This is a genomic window from Xanthomonas fragariae, from assembly GCF_900183975.1.
Taxonomy (GTDB): Bacteria; Pseudomonadota; Gammaproteobacteria; order Xanthomonadales; family Xanthomonadaceae; genus Xanthomonas; species Xanthomonas fragariae.
In genome coordinates this window covers 400,215-419,287 of the sequence record NZ_LT853882.1, presented here as the reverse complement: position 1 = coordinate 419,287, position 19,073 = coordinate 400,215, and the positions used below count along the sequence as shown (strand labels likewise).

Here is a 19,073-nt window from a genome sequence, read left to right as displayed (position 1 = left end):
TTATTTCTCCGCTTGCAGATAGGTTGTGGCCAGCGGCGGTAGGGTCAGGCGCAGGCGTTGCGCATGCCCATACATGCCCATCGGCTCGGTCGCAAGACGACCGCTGTTACCGAGGTTGCTGCCGCCGTAGTGGGCACTGTCGGTGTTGAGGATCTCGCGCCAGTTGCCGGCACGCGGCACCCCCACGCGATAGTCGTGATGCGGTTGCGGAGTGAGGTTGCTCACCACAAGCAGTGGCGCGCCGCCATCGGGATCGTAGCGAATGAAAGCCAGTACGCTGTTGCGCGCATCGTCGGCCACGCTCCAGTCGAAACCGTCGGCGCGATGGGTGCCGCGATACAACGCCGGCACACGACGCAGTGCGGCGTTGAGATCGCCCACCAGTTGCTGCACACCACGATGCGGCGCGCCATCGAGCAAATGCCAGTCCAGCGACTGATCGTGATTCCAATCGCTCCACTGGCCGAATTCGGCGCCCATGAACAGCAATTTGTCGCCCGGGTGCGCCCACATCAGCGCCAGATAGGCGCGCAAATTGGCGAAACGCCGCCAGTCGTCGCCCGGCATCTGACCGAGCAGGCCGCCGGTACCGTGCACCACTTCGTCGTGCGACATCGGCAACACGAACCGTTCGGAGAACGCGTACACCAGGCCGAAGGTGAGCTGGCTGTGGTGCTGCGCGCGCTCGACCGGATCACGCTGCATGTAGCTCAGCGTGTCGTGCATCCAGCCCATGTTCCACTTGTGCGTGAAGCCCAGGCCGCCGTCGCCGATCGGCGCGGTCACACCCGGCCAGGCGGTGGATTCTTCGGCAATCGTCATCACGCCGGGAAAGCGCGCAGCGATCTTGTGATTGAGCTGGCGCAAAAACGCCACTGCTTCGAGATTTTCGCGGCCGCCATGCGCATTGGGCAACCACTCGCCCTCGGCGCGACCGTAGTCGCGATACAGCATCGAGGCCACCGCATCCACGCGCAGGCCGTCGAGATGGTAATGGTCGATCCACTCCAGCGCGCTGCCCATTAGGTAGGCGGTCACTTCGGGCCGACCGTAGTTGTAGATCAGCGTATTCCAGTCGCGATGCCTGCCTTCGCGCGGGTCGGCATGTTCGTACAGGGCGCCGCCGTCGAACTGCGCGAGGCCATGCGCATCATCGGGGAAGTGCGCGCTGACCCAATCCAGAATCACGCCGATGCCGGCGCGATGGCAGGCATCGACGAACTGCGCAAAACCGTCCGGGCTGCCATGGCGCGCGGTGGGCGCATACAGGCCCAGCGGTTGATAGCCCCACGAGCCGCCGAACGGATGCTCTGTGATCGGCAGCAATTCGATATGGGTGAAGCCGAGTTGCTGCACGTACGAGATCAGTTGTTCGGCCAGAGTCGGCCAGTCCAGCGGCTGGTTGTGCTCATCGCGCCGCCAGGAGGCGGCATGCACCTCGTAGATCGACAGCGGCGCCGGCACCGCGCTCGCATCGCGATTGGCCATCCAGGCAGCATCGGTCCACGCGAACGCGGCGGCACCCGGCACCACCGAAGCGGTGGCCGGCGGCAGTTCGCTTTGACGCGCCACCGGGTCGGCCTTGAGCAGGATCCGACCATCGGCGGCAGTGACGGCGTACTTGTAGCGGGCGCCGGCCTCCACGCGGGGCAGGAACAGTTCCCAGAAGCCACCGATGCGCTGACCCATCGGATGCCGTCGCACGTCCCAGCCATTGAAATCGCCGACCACCGCGACGCGTTGTGCATGCGGCGCCCAGACCGCGAAGCGCACGCCCGGCACCCCGTTGCAGCGTAGATGCTGCGCGCCCAAGGCGCTGCGCAATGCCTGACCATCGCCTGCAGCGATCTGCAGAAAGGTCGATTCGTCGAGGCTGGCCGCAAACGCGTAGGGGTCTTCGATCTCCTGTACCACGTCCGGCCAGACGATTCGCAGCCGGTACGGCCCTTCGACCGCCAGCGTGCCTTCAAACACTCCTTCGATCGGGCTGGCCTGCATACGCGCCAGCAGCTTGCCGCGCGGATCAATCAGGCCCATCGCCTCGGCACCCGGGGCCAGCACGCACACGTGGCGGCGACCGTCGGCCTGTGGGTGCGGGCCCAGCACCGCGAACGCGTCGGCGGGCAGTCCATCGGCCAGTGCCTGCAAGGTCTGCGAGATCTCGGACATGTCTGCCGTGGTCCCACCGTCTGCTTCCGTGTCCCGCCCCTGCACGCCCAGCCGTTCGCTCATGACACCGTCGCAAACGCGGGCGCGGTTGCGGCGGTGCGTTCGTAGAGAGACAGATACTTCTTGCCGGCCACATCCCAGCCACTGGGACGCAGCATCGCCGCACGCCGCATCGCCGCCAGCAGGCTGGGCAGACGGAAGGTGCGGAACGCGCGCTCCAGGCAGCGGCGCAACGCTTCCACGCTGGCGTGCTGGAACAGGAAACCGGTGACGCCATCGTCCACGGTGTCGATCAGTCCACCGGTGGCGTGCGCAATCGGCAGGCAGCCGAAGCGCTGCGCGTACATCTGGCTCAGGCCGCAGGGCTCGAAACGCGAGGGCATCAGCAGGAAGTCGGCACCGGCAAACATACGCCGCGCCAGACCTTCCTCGAAACCGATGAAGGCACCGACCTGGCCAGGATAGCGCCGGGTCAGCTCGGCAACACGTTGTTCGATCTCCGGCTCGCCGCCGCCGATCACTGCGATCTGGCCACCGGCCGCCACAATCTGCGGCGCGACCTCGCAGATCAGGTCCAGGCCCTTCTGATGCACCAGCCGCGACACCACCGCAAACAACGGGCCGGTGCTCTCGCGTAGCCCGAACGCCTTGCGCACCTGCGCAGCATTGGCCTGACGGCCATGCCACTGGTTCACGCTGAAATGCGAATCCAGGTATTGGTCGGTCCGCGGGTCCCAGCTGGCATCGATACCGTTGACGATGCCGGTGAGTGTGCCCTTGGCCGCACGAGCGGCCAGCAAACGATCCAGCCCGCAACCCTGCGCCGGGCCGATGATCTGCTTGGCGTAGCTGACACTGACCGTGTTGACATGGTCGGCATTGACGATGCCGCCGCGCAGAAATGACATCTGCCCGTAAAACTCCAGGTCGGCCACATGCTCGGCGGGAATGCCCAGCGCAGCGGCCATCGAATACGGCACCAGGCCCTGATAGGCCAGGTTGTGGATGGTGAGCAGGCACGGCGTGGTGCCACCGGACCAACGCACATACGCCGCCGCCAAAGCGCATGGCCAATCGTTGAGATGCAGCAGGCGCGGCTTCCAGCCCAGCCCGGCATGGCCGGCGGCGATCTGCGCGGCAGCATGCGACAAGGTGGCGAAGCGAATCGCGTTGTCTTCGAACTCCGACCCGCTGGTGCTCACGTATGGCGAGCCGTCCCGTTCGAACAGTTCCTTGGACAACAGGATGTAGATCGGTAGGCCGTCGGACTGCACGATGCGACCGATGTCGCAGGCCGGCAGCGCAGCATGCGCCAACACGCGACCAACGATTTCCACCTTGCCGGCGCGCTCGAGCACCGCACGGTAACCGGGGATCAACACCCGCACGTCGTAGCGATGGCGCAGCGCGCGTGGCAGCGCGGCCGCCACATCGCCCAGACCACCGGCCTTGATGAAGTCGGCCATCTCCGATACCACGAACAAGGCACCGCGCGTGTCGGCCAGCGACACCGGCAACCGCTCGTGGTGACGGATGAAACGTCCGCGTGCATCACGCGGTCGCCCGCTCTTGTTCAGAGTAGGGAGCATCGTGCTGCGCTCTAAGCGTGCGGTGGTAGCGTGAAGCGGCATCGTGGCAACCATCTAAACGCCCGTCGTAAAGTGGATGGAGACGGAAAACAGCGAAGCGAAAACCATCGTCTGCCAATTCAGCCAGACAACCTGCTACGAATGAGGAGCGGAGGCAACGCGCGTGTCCCACTGTTGCCCTTGCCGGTGAATCTACACCCCGACCAAATAAAATACGCGTGAACACGTGCTGACTTTTCTGAGACAGCCCGCATTCGCTGATGCACAACAGCGCATACAGGCAGGCATGCGCCAGACATTAGCAGGGCGATGACATCCCTCTATTGGTGCGTCAGGAGTGAAACGCACCGAATGCGGGAGATTGGAGCTGCATTCGTTCTCACCTGTATAACTTGTTCATTCGCGCTTTCGCGTCGTCAGTCGCAACGTTGCGTTGCTCATTGTCTGCATACTTTTGCTGCGCGGTATGGCTCGGCTTGCTCAAGCGACCCGCATGCGCGCCGATAACAAAAGTCAGCACTACGATCTTTTGAGACCCTGGCGGATGGCGGACCAGCCTGAACACCCAAGCCGCCCGCGTAGCGGGCTGCGTCGCCTGCTGTCTTGGGGCGGCGGGGATACCGCGCGCCCTGCCGCTGCGATGCCCAGCGTAATGAACAGCGGGCGCGACGGGCAAGATTTAGCGGCGCATCAGTTGGTCCCGGCCAAGGCCAAGTCCGGCACGCACGATCCAGCTGCTGCCACGGCACTATTGATGCATCTGTTTTCGCATGCCGCCCACCCGGAAGCGCTGCTGCTGGCGTTTGCCGAAGGCATCACCAGCCTGCACGGTGAACTCGGCGACATGGGGGGGCGCCTGAGCGCGGCGTATGCGGCCGGCGACTGGCCCGGCTACGGTCGCGCACTGCGTCAATTGATCGACAAATACATCCGCACCGTCGATATCGGCGATTCGCTGGCCGAAGGACGCACCGAAGCCGAGCAATTGCGCGACCTGCTGCGTCATGCGCTGGGCAATGCGCTAGCCACCCTGCTGCAACGCAGCCCGGAGCTGGCCGCAGAGGCGCAGACGCTGGCATCGGCGCTGCGCCATTGGCGCCCGGGGCTTGAGCTGATCACGCTGGAACAACGGCTGCGCGAGCTGAGCCATCAGATCGGGCTGTGTGCCGAAGACGCCAGCGAACAGCAGAACCTGTTGTTCGGCTTGTTCGATCTATTATTGGAAAACGTCGGCGAACTTCTGGACGATCGCAGCTGGTTGCAGGGTCAGATTTCGGTGGTGCGGCAGCTGATCTCCGGCCCGCTGGACGTCAGCTCGATCGAACAGGCACGCGGCACCTTGCGCGGGGTCATCTACAAGCAAGGCGTGCTCAAGCAAGGCATCGCCGATTCCAAGACCGCCATGCGCGAGATGATGGTGTCCTTCGTCGACCGGCTCGATGGGATGGCCACCAGCACCGGCGAATACCATGATCGCGTTGCCGGGTATTCGCAAGCGATCGGCGACGCTCGCGGCATTCCTGACCTCAACCGGCTATTGCAGGATCTGCTGCAGGACACCGCCGGCGTGCAGGCGCAGGCATTGGCCGCCCGCGATGAACTGCTTTCGGCACGCCGTCAGGTCGAAGAGTCCGAACAGCGCATCGCCTCGCTCCAACAAGAGCTCAAAGACGTCGCCGGCCTCGTGCGCGAAGACCAGCTCACCAGCGCGCTCAACCGGCGCGGCTTTGAAGAACTGTTCCAGCGCGAAGCCGTACGTACCCAGCGCAGCGGCCAACCGCTGTGCGTGGCGATGCTGGACCTGGACGACTTCCGCCGCCTCAACGAGACCCATGGCCATGCCGGTGGCGACGCCGCGCTGCGCCACACCGTGGACGTGGCTAAAGCGGTGTTGCGCACCACCGACGCCATCGCCCGTTTTGGCGGCGAGGAGTTCGTGTTGTTGCTGCCGGACTCGACCATTTTCGAGGCCAGCGCAGCGGTGATCCGCCTGCAACGCGCTTTGTCGCAGCGCTCGCTGTTGTACGACGATGCGCGCGTGTTCATCAGCTTCAGTGCTGGCGTGGCGCTACGGCACATCGACGAAGCTCAGGACGAGCTGATCCGCCGCGCCGACCGCGCCATGTACGACGCCAAGGCGGCCGGCAAGAATCGCGTGATCAGCGCCGACTAGAGGCCGGCCCCCAGGGTGCGGACACCGCTAGAACCCGGAGCACGCATGGAGACACGACAACTTGGCGTAGCTAGCACAACCACTCGGCAGCGGCGCCCGTCTGGTCAGTTGCGCGAAGGATCTTGCCAACGCAGCTTGAGATAGTCCACGACCTGTTGGGTCTGGGTTGCAGCGAGAAATCCCTGTCGAAACAGCATGCACCCACCAACCTCCGGCAGTGATGCATTCACATCCAACTGGCGGGCAATCTCCGGCACGCCGCCGTCGACTGTCCAATCTGGCTCCAGCGCACTGGCAGTCCCGACTTTGTACAACGCCATGCCGATGTAAAGCTGCACGCGACGACCGCGCACGGTGTCCGCCCACCAGCGTGCGAGGGTGTCGTAGCGCACTGCTTGGCGGGCGAGCGGCCAGTAGATCTGTGGCACGATGTAGTCGACGATTTCTTCGCGTACCCAACGGCGAGTATCGGCGTACACGGTATCGAACGCGGGCCCACCTGCCTGCGTGTCCGACCCCAGCGGATCATCCTGCCGATTGCGCCATACGCCAGCCGGGCTGACCCCGAATGCCACACCCGGCCTGATCGCGCGAATGGTCCCGGCCACCTCGCGCATCAAACGATAGGTGTTGTGCCGACGCCAATCGCCTTTGTCGGCGAACCCGGACCCATACGTGGCGTAAGTCTGCGCGTCGTCGAATGGGGACTGCGCCGATTCGGTGTAGAAGTAGTCGTCGAACTGCACGCCATCGACGTTGTAGCAGGCCACCAGTTCAGCAACCACTTTGCAGATCCAGCGGCGCACGGCCGGAAGTCCCGGATTGAGCATCAGCCGATCAGCAGCAACGCCAACCCAGTCCGGATGCCGCACATAGACGCTCTGCGGCGAATCATTCGATGCGGTCGTGAATGCATTGAGCGTGGCCTGATCCAGGCGAGTCGACACGTGGTAGGGATTGAGCCAGGCATGCACGTGGATGCCGCGCGCATGCGCATGCCGCAGCAGGAATGCCAGCGGATCGAAACCTGGGTGCTTTCCAAGCACGCCTGTCAACACCGGCGACCACGGCAGAATGCGCGAGCGGTACAACGCGTCGGCACAGGGTTTGACCTGAAAGACCAGGGTATTCAAATGCATCGCCTGGGCCTGGTCGACGATTGCCAGCAGTTCCTGCTGCTGCACCCTGACGCGCTCGGCAGGGTCGACAATCTGGACAGACGCGGCACTTGGCCAATCGAGATTGAAAGCGCTGGTCACCCAGGTTGCGCGCATCTGGCCAACGAAGGGAATCGCCGCGCATGCCGGAGAACCCACGATCCCGGCCGCCACCGCTGCCGAGCCCAAACCAAGAAAGCGCCGTCTACCGATGCCATAGCGCCCTGCGCTGGAAGCAGTCGGTTCATGCGGCGCTCGCATCGCCAGCTGCTCGTCGCACGGTGGCTGCGAGGCGGCCTGGGTGGTCTGCGCAAGATCGAGATTTTCAGTCGTCTTCTTCATGCGCATTGACCTACGTCGCACAAGCGAGGGGCGAGGTCATTGCATAGTCTGCGCGCCCGGTCAGACTTGGTTGCCAGCAGGTTTGGCATGAGCAGCAATCCGTTTATGGCCTCGCAGCCAGCTTAACAAGCGCGATAGTCGCTCAAGGAGGCAGGATCGGAATTGGGGACGCCACTTCGCAAGGTGCCGCCAAGGTGCCGCCGTGGTGCAGGCGGAGAAACGGCGGTGCGGCCACCCGAGGAGACCCGCGCACTGTTCGCGCATCGCTGACAACTGCTTGCGCGTCCTGTCACTCCGCCCGGAGGCGCCCAATCGACAGCCACATCGAGCCGAGGCTACCCACTGCCCTCATGACCCCGATAAAGCCCAATCACTATTCAATGAGGCTTCTTCCCACGCAGCTTCTGGAAAAGCGTCACCGCGCCCAGCACGAGCGCACCGGCAACGACGCCAACCGACATGTTGCTCAGCGCCTCGACTAACCAGCCCAGGCTGCCGGACGAGGTGGCCAGATCCACCGCCAGGTGATGCAGCGCCGGGATGTTGTGCACCAGGATACCGCCGCCGACCAGGAACATGGCCAGCGTGCCGGCCACCGACAGGAACTTCATCAGCCATGGTGCGGCCACCAGGATACCGCGACCGAACGCGGCAAGCGCGGCGCCCTTCTTGGCCAGGTATAGGCCCAGGTCGTCCAGCTTCACGATCGCCGCGACCAAGCCATATACGCCGATGGTCATCGCCAGCGCGATCGCCACCAGCACCGCGATCTGCTGCCCGAACGACACGCCGGCCACCACGCCCAACGACAGCACGATGATCTCTGCCGACAGGATGAAGTCGGTGCGGATCGCGCCCTTGACCTTGTCCTTTTCCAGCGCCACCAAGTCCACGTTCTGGTCGGCAAGCGCGCGGGTGCGTTCGGCATGCCGCTGCGCTTGTTCTTCCTCGTCGTGCATGGCCTTGTGCGCGAGTTTCTCCACACCTTCAAAGCACAGATAGGCGCCGCCGATCATCATCAGCGGCATCACCAACGGGACGCTGTAACCGCGTCCGCTTAGCCAGGCTTCCAAAGCACTGATCGCCAGCGCCGCCGGCACCAGGATCACCTTGTTGACCAGCGAGCCCTTAGCCACGGCCCACACCACCGGCAATTCGCGGTCCGCGCTGACGCCGGTCACCTGCTGCGCGTTGAGCGCTAGATCGTCGCCGAGCACGCCAGCGGTCTTTTTGGCCGCAACCTTGGTAAGGACGGAAACGTCGTCCAGCAGCGCGGCGATGTCGTCGAGCAGGGTGAACAGGCTGGCACCGGCCATGCGGAGTTCCTTCGTTGGTGGCTGTGAAGTCTCGCCGATCCAGCGCTTGTGTGGGGTGATGACCGGCCATTGCACGGCGTTTGACCGCTGTTACAGGGGTGATGCGGGCATCGGCGTAGCAACACTTGCGCCCGGTGGTGGCTGGTTCCGGCAGGGCTCGCATGCACCACGCTGGAGCGGTTGGATTCACCACGCAACGACCCGGCGCTGGCCAAACTCGCCTCTTGCAAGACGTACCGGAGATGGCCTTGAGTCCGAACGACCCGTACCGCGCACCGGCCCAGCCCGCGAGCCCGGCAGATACTTCCGTGGTAGGCGGCATGAGCCGGCGGACGCAGATCCTGCGCCTGTTGCTGCGGTATCGCGGGTCGGGCGTATTTGCCGGCATGAGTCTGGATCCGGCAGCGATCAACGAGTACGAAGTCCCCGCAGAAGGTACGCCGGACCAGTTCGTCTCCGACCTGGAATCGCTCGGCCCCACCTTCGTCAAATTGGGTCAGATGTTGTCAACGCGCCCGGACATCGTGCCGCCGGAGTTCGCCACCGCGCTTGAGCGCATGCAGGAAAACACCAGCTCGGTAGCCGTGGAACGCATCCGCCAGATCATCGAAGAAGAGCTGGGCGTGTCGGTCAAAAAAGCGTTCTCGTTTTTCGATCCGGTGCCGCTGGGCTGCGCCTCGCTGGCGCAGGTGCATCGCGCTGCGTTGCGCGATGGCACGCCGGTGGCGATCAAGGTACAAAAACCCGAGGTCGCTGCGCAGGTGCGCTCGGATCTGGACGTGCTCAAGAGTTTTGCCACCGCTGCCGATCGGCTGACCGGCATCGGGCGGCGCGTGCGCTTTGCCGATTGGTTGGGCGAATTCGGCAAGACCCTGCGCGCCGAACTCAACTACGAAGACGAAGCGGAAACCTTGTTGCGCTTCGGTCAACATCTCAAGCCATTCCCGCTGCTGTGGGTTCCGCAACCGGTCTGGGACCTGAGCAGCCGCGAGGTGCTGACCATGCAGCTGGCTGAAGGCGTGCGCGTGGACAGGATTTCGGGCCTGCGCCGTACCGAACAACCGATGGACAAGCTGGCGGCCGAGTTGGTCAAGGGCTATCTGGACCAGATGTTTGTGCATGGCGAAATTCATGCCGACCCGCATCCGGGCAACCTGCGCGTCCTGCAAGACGGGCGCCTGGCGATCTTCGACCTGGGCATGGTCGCGCACGTCCCGCCGCGCTTGCGCGAGCGCCTGCTCAAGCTGTTGTTTGCGGCTGTCGATGGCCGCGGCGAGGAAGTCGCCGAAGAGACCATCGCACTTAGCACGCGTCTGGAGGATTACGACGAAGACCGCCATCAGCGCGAAACCGGGCAGATGATCGCGCGCTACGCCGCGCATGACACGACATCCGAAGGCCGCATAGTGCTGGACCTGGTGCGCATCGCCACCTCCAACGGTTTGCGCACGCCACCAGAACTAAGTCTGCTTGGCAAGACGCTGTTGAATCTGGAAGGCGTCTGTCGCGCGTTGTCGCCAACTCTGGATACACGTCGCGTCGTGGAGCGCCACCTGCAACACGTGATGCGCGCGCGCCTGAAAAAATCGCTGTCCGCTGCCAACCTGGCCAGCGAAGCGATGGAACTGCAGCATCTTGTGCGCGAAGGGCCGCGCCGCATGTCCGAAATTCTTTCGCTGGCCGCGGAAAACCGATTGCAGATGCGCGTCACCGGCCTTGAAGAGTCGCACCTCATGGAAAGCCTGCAAAAGATCGCCAACCGCGTTGCGGCCGGCATCGTGACTGCAGCGCTGATCATGGCCTCGGCGCAGATGATGCGTATCGAAACCGGCTTGCAGCTGTGGGGCTATCCGGCGATAGCGCTAGCGCTGTTCCTGCTCGGCGTCGTGCTTGGCTTGGGCATCGTGCTCAGCGCATTGTTGTTCGACCGCCGCGTGCGTGCGCGCGAAGAGCGTGGGCATCGATAGATGCGTTGGCAGAGGTAGCACGACGCAAGGCGGTATCGCTTGACGATACCGCTTCAATAAGGCGCTTAAGTGCGATCGTGCAACGTGGCGTTATTGATACGCGCCATAGTACGCGTCGCAGGCGTATACGCAGCAGGCGCTCTCAACGTCGTCAGTGCCTGGTCGCCTCGCGTATCCGGCAGCGTCACTGCGAGGACGTCGAAGACTCCCCATCTCCGGCATCGCGCGCCACTGCCGCGCCCGCACGACTGAAGCGGATCTCCTGGGGCGACTGCAACGCAATTCCCATGGCGCCCATCCGCTGCAGCAGCGTGAAGAACAACTCGCTACGTACGCCATACGAATCGCGCGGACTGCTGACGTAGGCAAACGAATTGAAGTTGACGTGCCCGCCGGCCACCGAATCGATGAACACCAACGGCACCGGATCGGCCAACACCTTCGCATGCTCGGAGAATAATGCCAGCAGCATGTCGCGCACCTTGGCCACGTCGGTTTCCAGGGGCACCGAAAACTGCAGCTGCACCCGGCCCATCGGATTGGACAGCGTCATGTTGCGCACGCTCTTGGTGATCAATTCCGAATTCGGCACGATCAAGGTAGAGCGGTCGCCCACTTGAATTTCGGTCGCACGTACGCTGATCTTGCGCACGTCGCCTTCTTGGTCGCCGATACGGACCCAGTCGCCGATCTTCACCGGCCGCTCTGCCAGCAGAATCAGCCCCGACACGAAGTTCTGCGTGATCGCCTGCAGACCGAAACCGATACCCACCGACAGTGCGCTCAACACCAGCGCAAGCCGTTTCAAGTCCAGTCCCAACGCGGTCAGACCCCACACCACCACGATCAACCATCCCAGATATCGCGCCACCGTGCTAATCGAATTGCGCGCGCCGGCATCGAGCTCGGTCTTGGGCAGATAGGTGTTGAGCAACCACTTCTGCACCACGTGCACCAGGCCCATGCCGAGCAGGAACACGCACAGCGCCCTGGCCACGTCGCTGGGCGTGATGATCAGCTCCTTACCGATAGTGATGCCGTGCGAGACGTTCTCCAGCCAGCCGGTCACGGCGGCTAGGTTGGCACCGTACGGCGTCACCAACGCTGCAATGCCCAGCAGCACGAGCAGCACACGCACCGCCGCGGACATCAGCAATCCCACCTGCACCAGCCGGCTGCTGCTGATGCTCAACGCATGCGACAGGGCACGGCTGAAACGGCTCTCCGGCTTGAACACCCAGGTGGTCAGATCATCGGCAAACATCACCAGCAACCCGAGCACGCTGCACACCAAGGTGATCCAGATGATCTGCTGTTCCACGAACAGCGCCAGATTGATGTAGCCGAACAAGGCCGCCACCAGCGCCACGATCACTGCCAGATGGCCAAGCAGACGGATCAGCACGATGTAACCACCGCCGCGCGAGACCACCGGCGGCGGCGCGCTGCTGCCGGGATCGGCTGCGCCCACATTGGCGGCGTGCGCGCGTAATGAAAGACTCAAACCAGCCAAGGCAGACAGGATCAACCCGGCATACAGCAGTGCCGCGACCGCATCGGTGGCGGTGGTCAACGCGCTACTGCTGCGTGCCACATCGTTGATCCTGATCGCCATGCCACTGCACCAGCTCACCGCCGCCGTGGCCAGGCAATGCACACGCAAACGATCCACCGTGGCATCGTCCAGCGGGAACAGCCGCCAGGTGGGCTGATGCTTCATCAACAGGCTGGCGGTGAGCGAACCGACGAAGGCAGCGACATAACTGATTACCACAACCGCACTCAGCAACTGCTCCAGATCCGCAGGGAGCTCGCTTAGCGCACGCACGCTTTCGGCCAGCGCCCATACGGCCGTACCCAGGCTCAGCGTGCCGACCAGCAGGAACCAAAGGGCGAGCCCGGAGCGTCGCAAGCGCCCGCCGGGCGCACGCGAAGCCGCATAACGCCGCCCCAGATGCCGCAGGAAGATGCGCAGCGGAAACGCCAGCAATAGCGCCACCAGCGTACCGGTCACCAGACCTGCGATGCCGTTGGCCGGTGCTCCCGTGCGCACCACCTGCACCGCCTTGTCGGAAAGTCCCTGCAGGCGTGCGCGGTCGTCGGGCCATTGCTGTGCGATCTGGTTCCACAGCTTTGGCGACAGCGGCGAAGCCACCCGCGTGGACAACAGCTCGCTGAAGCGGTGCGCGCGCTCGCTCTCGAGCCGATCGGCCAGATCCTTGGCTTCCAATGCCAACAGGTTGGCGCGTTTGAACTCGGCATCCAGCCGATCGCGCTCTTTGGTCAGTGACTGGCGCTGGTCATGTAAGTCGGGCGGTTCATTTTTCTGTTCGACCCCAAGCCCTTCCAGTCGTACGCTGAGCTCTTTGAGCGGCGGCTCCAGCGTGCGCGCAAGATCTTGCGCCTGCCGTTGCGCGCCTATGACGTCGTCGGCCAGCTTACGCAGCTGGTCGGTGTCGGATTCGTCCATCCCCGCTTCGGCCTGAGTCAGCACCTTCTGCATACTGTCCAGCTGGGTCTGCGCATCCTCCAGCAGCGTGTCCTGGTCCTGCGCCACCGCAGCGCCCACGCTCACCATCCACAGCGCGGCAATCAGCAGCACACGCCGCAACACGCCACGATGGGCACCCAAGACACATCGAAATTCGGACACAGGCAGGCATCGGACAGGCGCGGGACCGCCGCGGGTGCGGGCATCTTAAGCCACCGCTCGCGGTCGAGCCGAGCAACCGGCACCAACGATTCAGCCACGGCAGGCATGCGTGAGCCGATGGCGGCACGCGCAGTGTGACTGGTCTTCGACATCCAACGACGCGCTCGCATCGGCGGTGTCCCTACTTCGCCTCCCTACCCCAAGTTACGCATGAATGGGGACGAGCGTTTGTCACTTTGCGAAAACACGCCGCTGTCGCAGAATCCAGCTACCGCTACGGCAGACGCAGCGGATGACCGCGAAGGAGACACTTCTATGCAGATTCAGATCCAAACCGACAAGCACGTGCCGCACGATCCCTCTGTCGTGCAGCATGTCGAGAAGACCTGCTCCGCCCAGCTGGCGCATTTCGCCAGCGACATCACCCGCGTTGAAGTGCACTTACGCGATGAGAACGGTCAGCGCGGCGGCGCAGCGGATCGAACCTGCAGCATCGAAGCCCACATCGCCGGCCTGCCGCCGATCGCGGCCACCAACAGTGCCGAAACCACCGCCTCTGCCGTCACTGGAGCCGCCCGCAAGCTGCGCGCGGCCATCGAACACGCACGCGGCAAGCAACAGTCCAAAGCGGCTGCCCCGCCGCCGGAACACATCTGATTGGCCCCTGGCAAGGTGGCGCCGCGGCTGCTCGCCCGCTGGCGCTCATCCAGGCCGTGATCGCCAGCAGCGCCAAGATCAACACGCCGCCGGTGTGAATCACCCAGATTCGCGAGACCCCCATCCGACGGCCTGCACGGCAGGCGCCTGCAATGCACGTCGACCGTGTTGATGCTCTCGCCGTCACAGCCCAGAAACGACTTCGGCCCACTGCCATGGGAATGCGTGGCAGCAGGCCGACTGCTTCAATCTGGTGCGCCCGGAGGGATTCGAACCCCCGACCAATGGCTTCGGAAGCCACTACTCTATCCGGCTGAGCTACGAGCGCCTGGCCGCGCATTATGCCAGAACAGCCGTCGCGCGCGTGACTGCGCTTGGCGACGCTGGGCGTGCCACACAGGTGCAATAGGCAGTAGCGTGCCGTAGCTTGGGGCTTGCGCGGACTGCGGTTATTGGATGCGTGGCATCAGGTCGACGTTGATCGCACATTCGCCGCAGATTGCTCAAGCTTTATGCCGATATCGCAATCGGTGAAAACACTTTACGGCACGGACATCGATGTCGTTTGTTGTTGATGGAGCAATTCACCGGCAAGGCTGCTTAAGTACCTTTGGAGGTCAACGGCACGGCGCAATCTCCAGGCTACGCATGACCACAGCCGAGCCGCGCTGCTACCCTTCGCAGCATGAGCAAGCATGGTGTTGAACAAATACCCGCAGCGTCCGCGCTGACGTGGCAGCAGCGACTGGGGCAATACTGGAAGCTGGTGCGTGGCGACCGCCCGATCGGCAGCCTGTTGCTGCTCTGGCCCACCTGGTGGGCATTGTGGCTGGCCGCAGACGGCATGCCGCCATTGTGGACGCTGTTGGTGTTCACCGCCGGGGTCTGGCTGACCCGCTCGGCCGGCTGCGTGATCAACGACTACGCCGACCGCTGGCTGGACCCGCACGTGGAGCGTACCAAGTCGCGTCCGCTGGCCGTTGGCGCGGTTTCCGGACGCGAAGCGCTATGGTTGTTCGTCCTACTGATGCTGGTGGCGTTCGCGCTGGTGCTCACCCTCAACTGGCTGACCGTGGCGCTGAGCGTGCCCGGCGTGTTCCTGGCCGCCAGCTATCCTTATCTCAAACGCCACACCCACCTGCCTCAGGTCTATCTGGGCATGGCATTCGGCTGGGGCATCCCGATGGGTTTTGCCGCAGTGCAAGGCAGCGTGCCGCTGCTTGCGTGGCTGCTGTACGCGGCAAATATCCTGTGGGCGACTGCATACGATACCTGGTACGCCATGGTCGACCGCGAAGACGACATTCGCATGGGCAGCAAATCCACCGCCATCCTGTTCGGCGAGTTCGACCTGGTCGCACAAGGCGTGCTGTATGCGCTGATGTTTGCAACCTTGGCACTGGTAGGTGTGCGTGCCGGCCTCACCGCGGCGTATTGGGCCGGCCTGGGCGTCGCAGCGCTGCTGGTGATCTATGAATTCCACATCGCCCGCCATCGCGAACGCGGCCCCTGCTTCCGCGCTTTCCTGCACAACAACTGGGTTGGTCTGGCAATCTTCGTCAGCATCGCTGCCTCGCTGGCGTTGCGCTAGGTGCGCCATCATCGCCGGCACGTGTGCATCACGCGTGCCAATTCCAGCAACTGTTCGGGCGTTTGCCAGGAGAGTCCGGCGTGGCAACCTCGCTCTTCCGCGGCCGCTCAGTCCGGTGGGTCATCGGTAGACCACGTCGGCTATCGACACCGCATCTGACACATCGCAAAGAGAATGTAGAGGATAAGGGGTTGCGGTGAGTGTACAGGCGAAGCCTCGTCGTCATCCTCACGGCACCCGTGCGCACACCCACGCATCCACCCGCTGCACACCCGCACGACGCAATGCCTGCGCAGCAGCATGCAAGGTCGCGCCGGTGGTCATCACGTCATCCACCAACGCCACGTGCGCCGGCAATGCGCCGCGCACGACGAAGGCATCGCGCAGATTGCGCTGGCGCTCGGCCGCATCCAATTCGGATTGCGGCGCGGTCGCGCGCACGCGTTGCAGCAATGGCAGGCAGGGCAGTTGCAGCGCGCGACCGAGCGGCTTGGCCAGTTCCAGCGCCTGGTCGTAACCACGCTGACGCAAGCGCTGCCGATGCAGGCTCACCGGCACCAGCGCCTGCGGGCGTGGCAGGCCCGCACAGCGTCTGGCCATCAACTCGCTGAGCAGGAGGCCCGCCGCCAGGTCCTGATGAAACTTGAAACGCCGCAGCAAACCGTCCACCGGCCAGCGATAGGTAAAGCACGCATGCACATGCTGCAGCGGCGGCGGATGCTGCAGGCATTGCCCGCACAGCGCCACCCCATCAGGGGCATACAGCTGGGTGGCGCAGCGCGGGCAGGCGTGACCGTGATCCGGCAAGGCGGCACGACACCAGAGGCACAGATCGTAATCGGCAGTGCCGGCTTCTGCGCAGACCAGGCACAAGCTCGGTAGCAGCAGCCGCAACACCCGTCGCGGCCACTTGTAAACCGATCGCACCTCTTTGAAGTTGACAGCATCTTCCATGCTCACCAGACTGCCTGGCTTCCAAGCCGCTGACCGTCAGGAAACTCCGATGTCTGTTGTCGTCCGCCATGACTGGGATCGCGAAGAGCTGCAGGCACTGTTCGATCTGCCGTTCCCGGAGCTGCTGCACCGCGCCGCCAGCGTGCACCGCGCCCACTTCGATCCAGCCGAGGTGCAAGTGTCCACGCTGCTGTCGGTCAAGACCGGCGGCTGCCCGGAAGACTGCGCTTACTGCCCGCAGGCGCAGCGCTACGACACCGGCGTGACCGCGCAGAAATTGATGGAAACCGAAGAAGTCGTCGCCAAGGCGCGACAGGCCAAGGCCGCTGGCGCGTCGCGCTTTTGCATGGGCGCAGCCTGGCGCTCCCCCAAGGAGCGCGACATCCCGAAGGTGGCCGCGATGATTCGCGACGTCAAGGCGATGGGCCTGGAGACCTGCGCCACGCTCGGCATGCTCGACGCCGGCCAGGCGCGCGCGCTCAAGGATGCCGGGCTGGACTACTACAACCACAATCTGGACACCGCGCCCGATTACTACGACTCGATCATCCACACCCGCCAGTACCAGGATCGCCTCAACACGCTGGAGCATGTGCGCGATGTCGGCTTGAAAACCTGCTGCGGCGGCATCGTCGGCATGGGCGAAACGCGTGAACACCGCATCGGCCTGCTGCTGGCACTGTCGACGCTGCCGGCGCATCCGGACTCGGTGCCGATCAACCAGTTGGTGCAAGTCGCCGGCACCCCGTTGCATGGCACCCAGCAACTGGACCCGTTCGAGTTCGTCCGCATGATCGCCGTCGCCCGCATCAGCATGCCCAAGTCGATGGTGCGCCTGTCGGCGGGCCGCGAAGCGATGAGCGACGAACTGCAGGCGCTATGCTTCCTGGCCGGCGCAAACTCGATCTTCTACGGCGAAAAACTGCTCACCACCGGCAACCCGGACACCGAACGCGACCTGGCTCTGTTCCAGCGCCTGGGCCTGCGCCCGATGCAAGTGACCGTTGACGCTGCCGAGCACGACCACCACGGCACCGTGCATGCCGACATCACCTGTAGTGCGGCTTGCGAGCACGCCGCCTGATCGTGATTCCGGCACCGGTCGTCGGCGCCGGCTGGGCGCGCTGAGCCCGGCAGGCTACGCTAGCGGCCCTTCTTCGTTGTTGGCCGACCCCATGGCTCGCCCCGATCTGCACGAACGGATTGCGTCGCTGCGCACATTGCGTGTGGCTCAGGAACGGGTGCGGGTGCGGCGTCAAGTGAGCCGCCGCGATGGCGTGCGGTTGGAAATCGATGGCCGCTGGCTGACCGGTTTCTGTTCCAACGACTATCTGGGTCTGTCGCAGCAATTCGAAGTGATCGCCGCGCTGCAAGACGCCGCGGCGCGCGATGGCGCCGGCGCGACTGCATCGCATCTGATCTGCGGCCACCACACCGCGCACGAAATGCTGGAGCGCGAGATTGCCGAATGGTTAGGTTATCCGTCGGCCTTGTTGTTCGGCAGCGGCTTCATCGCCAATCTGGCCGTGCAGCAAGCCTTGCTCAGCGAAGAAGACGATGTCTGCGTGCAGGACCGGCTCAATCACGCCAGCCTGCTCGATGCCACACGCCTGGCCGGCTGCCGGTTGCGGCGCTACCCGCATCTGGATGTGGAAGGGGCGATGCGTCAGCTCAAGGGGTCGCCCGACGGTGTGGCGATGCTGGCCAGCGATGGGGTTTTCAGCATGGATGGCGATGTCGCGCCGCTGCGTGCGTTGAGCTTGGTCGCACGCACGCAGGAAGCGTTGTTCTATGTCGACGATGCACACGGCGTGGGCGTGCTCGGTCCGCAAGGGCGCGGCTGCGTGGCCGATGCCGGACTTGGTTTGGCCGAAGTGCCCCTACAATTAGTGACGCTGGGCAAGGCACTGGGCGGGTATGGCGCGGTGGTGGTCGGCGAGCAAGCGCTGGTGCGTCATCTGACCGAAACCGCGCGCCCATACATCTACACCACCGCGTTGCCGCCGGCGCAGGTCGCTGCAACCTTGGCGGCGGTGCGCTTGGCGCGTCGCGACGATTGGCGGCGTGCACGACTTGTCGAGCTGATCAGCACTTTCCGCAATGGCGCGCGTCGGCATGGTTTCGAACTGATGGCGTCCGATACGCCGATACAGCCCTTGCTGTGCGGCGAAGAAGCGACCGTGATGGCAATGTCCGCTGCGCTGGAACAGTCCGGTTTCTTGGTTGGCGCAATTCGTCCGCCTACCGTGCCAGAAGGCAAGGCGCGCCTGCGCGTGACTCTGTCTGCATTGCATACGCCGCAACAAGTGCAGGCGCTGATCGAGGCGATCGTGCAGGCGCGCGATGTGATCAGCCGGCAGCAGTTGCGTGTGTCTGCCTGAGCACGACTGTCAGAACGACAGCGCAGCGGGCGAGCGCGGCGCAACGGTATTCGAGGCGACATGGTCACTCCATGCACTCCCTGCGCACCACATGCACTCACCTGAAAGCTGATCGCTTACGTGT

The 19,073-nt window shown here is 64.1% G+C and carries 12 protein-coding genes and 1 tRNA gene; 6 read left to right on the top strand and 7 right to left on the bottom strand.

The genetic code is table 11. The annotated features are described in order from the left end of the window. Positions 1-2,232, bottom strand: a complete 2,232-nt coding sequence (locus PD885_RS01915) for a 1,4-alpha-glucan branching enzyme (RefSeq protein ID WP_002804560.1) — start codon at positions 2,230-2,232, stop codon at positions 1-3. After that, positions 2,229-3,812, bottom strand: coding sequence for a glycogen synthase GlgA (gene glgA, locus PD885_RS01910; RefSeq protein ID WP_040762358.1), 1,584 nt, complete (start codon positions 3,810-3,812; stop codon positions 2,229-2,231). The genes PD885_RS01915 and glgA overlap by 4 nt, the downstream gene beginning before the upstream one ends. A gap of 490 nt (positions 3,813-4,302) precedes the next feature. Here glgA and PD885_RS01905 point away from each other — a divergent pair, with 490 nt between their 5' ends. Continuing rightward, on the top strand, positions 4,303-5,931 hold the full coding sequence (locus PD885_RS01905) for a GGDEF domain-containing protein (protein WP_002804557.1): 1,629 nt from the start codon (positions 4,303-4,305) through the stop codon (positions 5,929-5,931). 104 nt (positions 5,932-6,035) lie between these two features. Here the strand turns inward: PD885_RS01905 and PD885_RS01900 are convergent, their stop codons facing one another. Both PD885_RS01900 and PD885_RS01895 read right to left on the bottom strand, forming a co-directional pair. After that, positions 6,036-7,349 carry a glycoside hydrolase family 10-like protein gene (locus tag PD885_RS01900; protein ID WP_162138779.1) on the bottom strand — a complete coding sequence of 438 codons (1,314 nt, stop codon included), beginning with the start codon at positions 7,347-7,349 and terminating at the stop codon, positions 6,036-6,038. Between the two features lie 458 nt (positions 7,350-7,807). Then, positions 7,808-8,746 (bottom strand): DUF808 domain-containing protein, encoded by a 939-nt coding sequence (locus tag PD885_RS01895; protein ID WP_002804553.1) that lies wholly within the window; start codon positions 8,744-8,746, stop codon positions 7,808-7,810. A gap of 242 nt (positions 8,747-8,988) precedes the next feature. Here PD885_RS01895 and PD885_RS01890 point away from each other — a divergent pair, with 242 nt between their 5' ends. Further along, positions 8,989-10,713, top strand: coding sequence for an ABC1 kinase family protein (locus tag PD885_RS01890; RefSeq protein ID WP_002804552.1), 1,725 nt, complete (start codon positions 8,989-8,991; stop codon positions 10,711-10,713). Positions 10,714-10,897: 184 nt separating this feature from the next. On the opposite strand, the gene PD885_RS01885 is transcribed toward PD885_RS01890, so the two are convergent. Continuing rightward, positions 10,898-13,324 carry a DUF3772 domain-containing protein gene (locus tag PD885_RS01885; RefSeq protein ID WP_040762384.1) on the bottom strand — a complete coding sequence of 809 codons (2,427 nt, stop codon included), beginning with the start codon at positions 13,322-13,324 and terminating at the stop codon, positions 10,898-10,900. 357 nt (positions 13,325-13,681) lie between these two features. On the opposite strand from PD885_RS01885, the gene PD885_RS01880 reads away from it, so the two are divergent. Further along, positions 13,682-14,023 carry an HPF/RaiA family ribosome-associated protein gene (locus PD885_RS01880; protein ID WP_002804548.1) on the top strand — a complete coding sequence of 114 codons (342 nt, stop codon included), beginning with the start codon at positions 13,682-13,684 and terminating at the stop codon, positions 14,021-14,023. Between the two features lie 251 nt (positions 14,024-14,274). On the opposite strand, the gene PD885_RS01875 is transcribed toward PD885_RS01880, so the two are convergent. Then, positions 14,275-14,351 (bottom strand) — tRNA-Arg (locus PD885_RS01875). 357 nt (positions 14,352-14,708) lie between these two features. Between PD885_RS01875 and ubiA the strand changes: the two genes are divergently transcribed. Further along, complete coding sequence (gene ubiA / locus PD885_RS01870; protein WP_002804547.1) at positions 14,709-15,614, top strand: 4-hydroxybenzoate octaprenyltransferase; 906 nt, start codon at positions 14,709-14,711, stop codon at positions 15,612-15,614. A gap of 228 nt (positions 15,615-15,842) precedes the next feature. Here ubiA and PD885_RS01865 read toward each other — a convergent pair whose 3' ends face one another. Further along, positions 15,843-16,568 carry a ComF family protein gene (locus PD885_RS01865; protein WP_172404488.1) on the bottom strand — a complete coding sequence of 242 codons (726 nt, stop codon included), beginning with the start codon at positions 16,566-16,568 and terminating at the stop codon, positions 15,843-15,845. Between the two features lie 49 nt (positions 16,569-16,617). Here PD885_RS01865 and bioB point away from each other — a divergent pair, with 49 nt between their 5' ends. Next, positions 16,618-17,652 (top strand): biotin synthase BioB, encoded by a 1,035-nt coding sequence (gene bioB / locus PD885_RS01860; protein WP_002804542.1) that lies wholly within the window; start codon positions 16,618-16,620, stop codon positions 17,650-17,652. A 91-nt stretch (positions 17,653-17,743) separates the two neighbouring features. After that, a complete protein-coding gene (gene bioF / locus PD885_RS01855; protein WP_002804540.1) occupies positions 17,744-18,949 on the top strand; it encodes an 8-amino-7-oxononanoate synthase in 1,206 nt (401 codons plus the stop codon). Positions 18,950-19,073: the final 124 nt, after the last annotated feature.

Coding starts and splice junctions, on each gene's coding strand:
- PD885_RS01915 (WP_002804560.1), bottom strand. CDS start 2,232: ATGAGCGAACGGCTGGGCGTGCAGGGGCGGGACACGGAAGCAGACGGT.
- glgA (WP_040762358.1), bottom strand. CDS start 3,812: ATGGTTGCCACGATGCCGCTTCACGCTACCACCGCACGCTTAGAGCGC.
- PD885_RS01905 (WP_002804557.1), top strand. CDS start 4,303: ATGGCGGACCAGCCTGAACACCCAAGCCGCCCGCGTAGCGGGCTGCGT.
- PD885_RS01900 (WP_162138779.1), bottom strand. CDS start 7,349: ATGCGAGCGCCGCATGAACCGACTGCTTCCAGCGCAGGGCGCTATGGC.
- PD885_RS01895 (WP_002804553.1), bottom strand. CDS start 8,746: ATGGCCGGTGCCAGCCTGTTCACCCTGCTCGACGACATCGCCGCGCTG.
- PD885_RS01890 (WP_002804552.1), top strand. CDS start 8,989: ATGGCCTTGAGTCCGAACGACCCGTACCGCGCACCGGCCCAGCCCGCG.
- PD885_RS01880 (WP_002804548.1), top strand. CDS start 13,682: ATGCAGATTCAGATCCAAACCGACAAGCACGTGCCGCACGATCCCTCT.
- ubiA (WP_002804547.1), top strand. CDS start 14,709: ATGAGCAAGCATGGTGTTGAACAAATACCCGCAGCGTCCGCGCTGACG.
- PD885_RS01865 (WP_172404488.1), bottom strand. CDS start 16,568: ATGGAAGATGCTGTCAACTTCAAAGAGGTGCGATCGGTTTACAAGTGG.
- bioB (WP_002804542.1), top strand. CDS start 16,618: ATGTCTGTTGTCGTCCGCCATGACTGGGATCGCGAAGAGCTGCAGGCA.
- bioF (WP_002804540.1), top strand. CDS start 17,744: ATGGCTCGCCCCGATCTGCACGAACGGATTGCGTCGCTGCGCACATTG.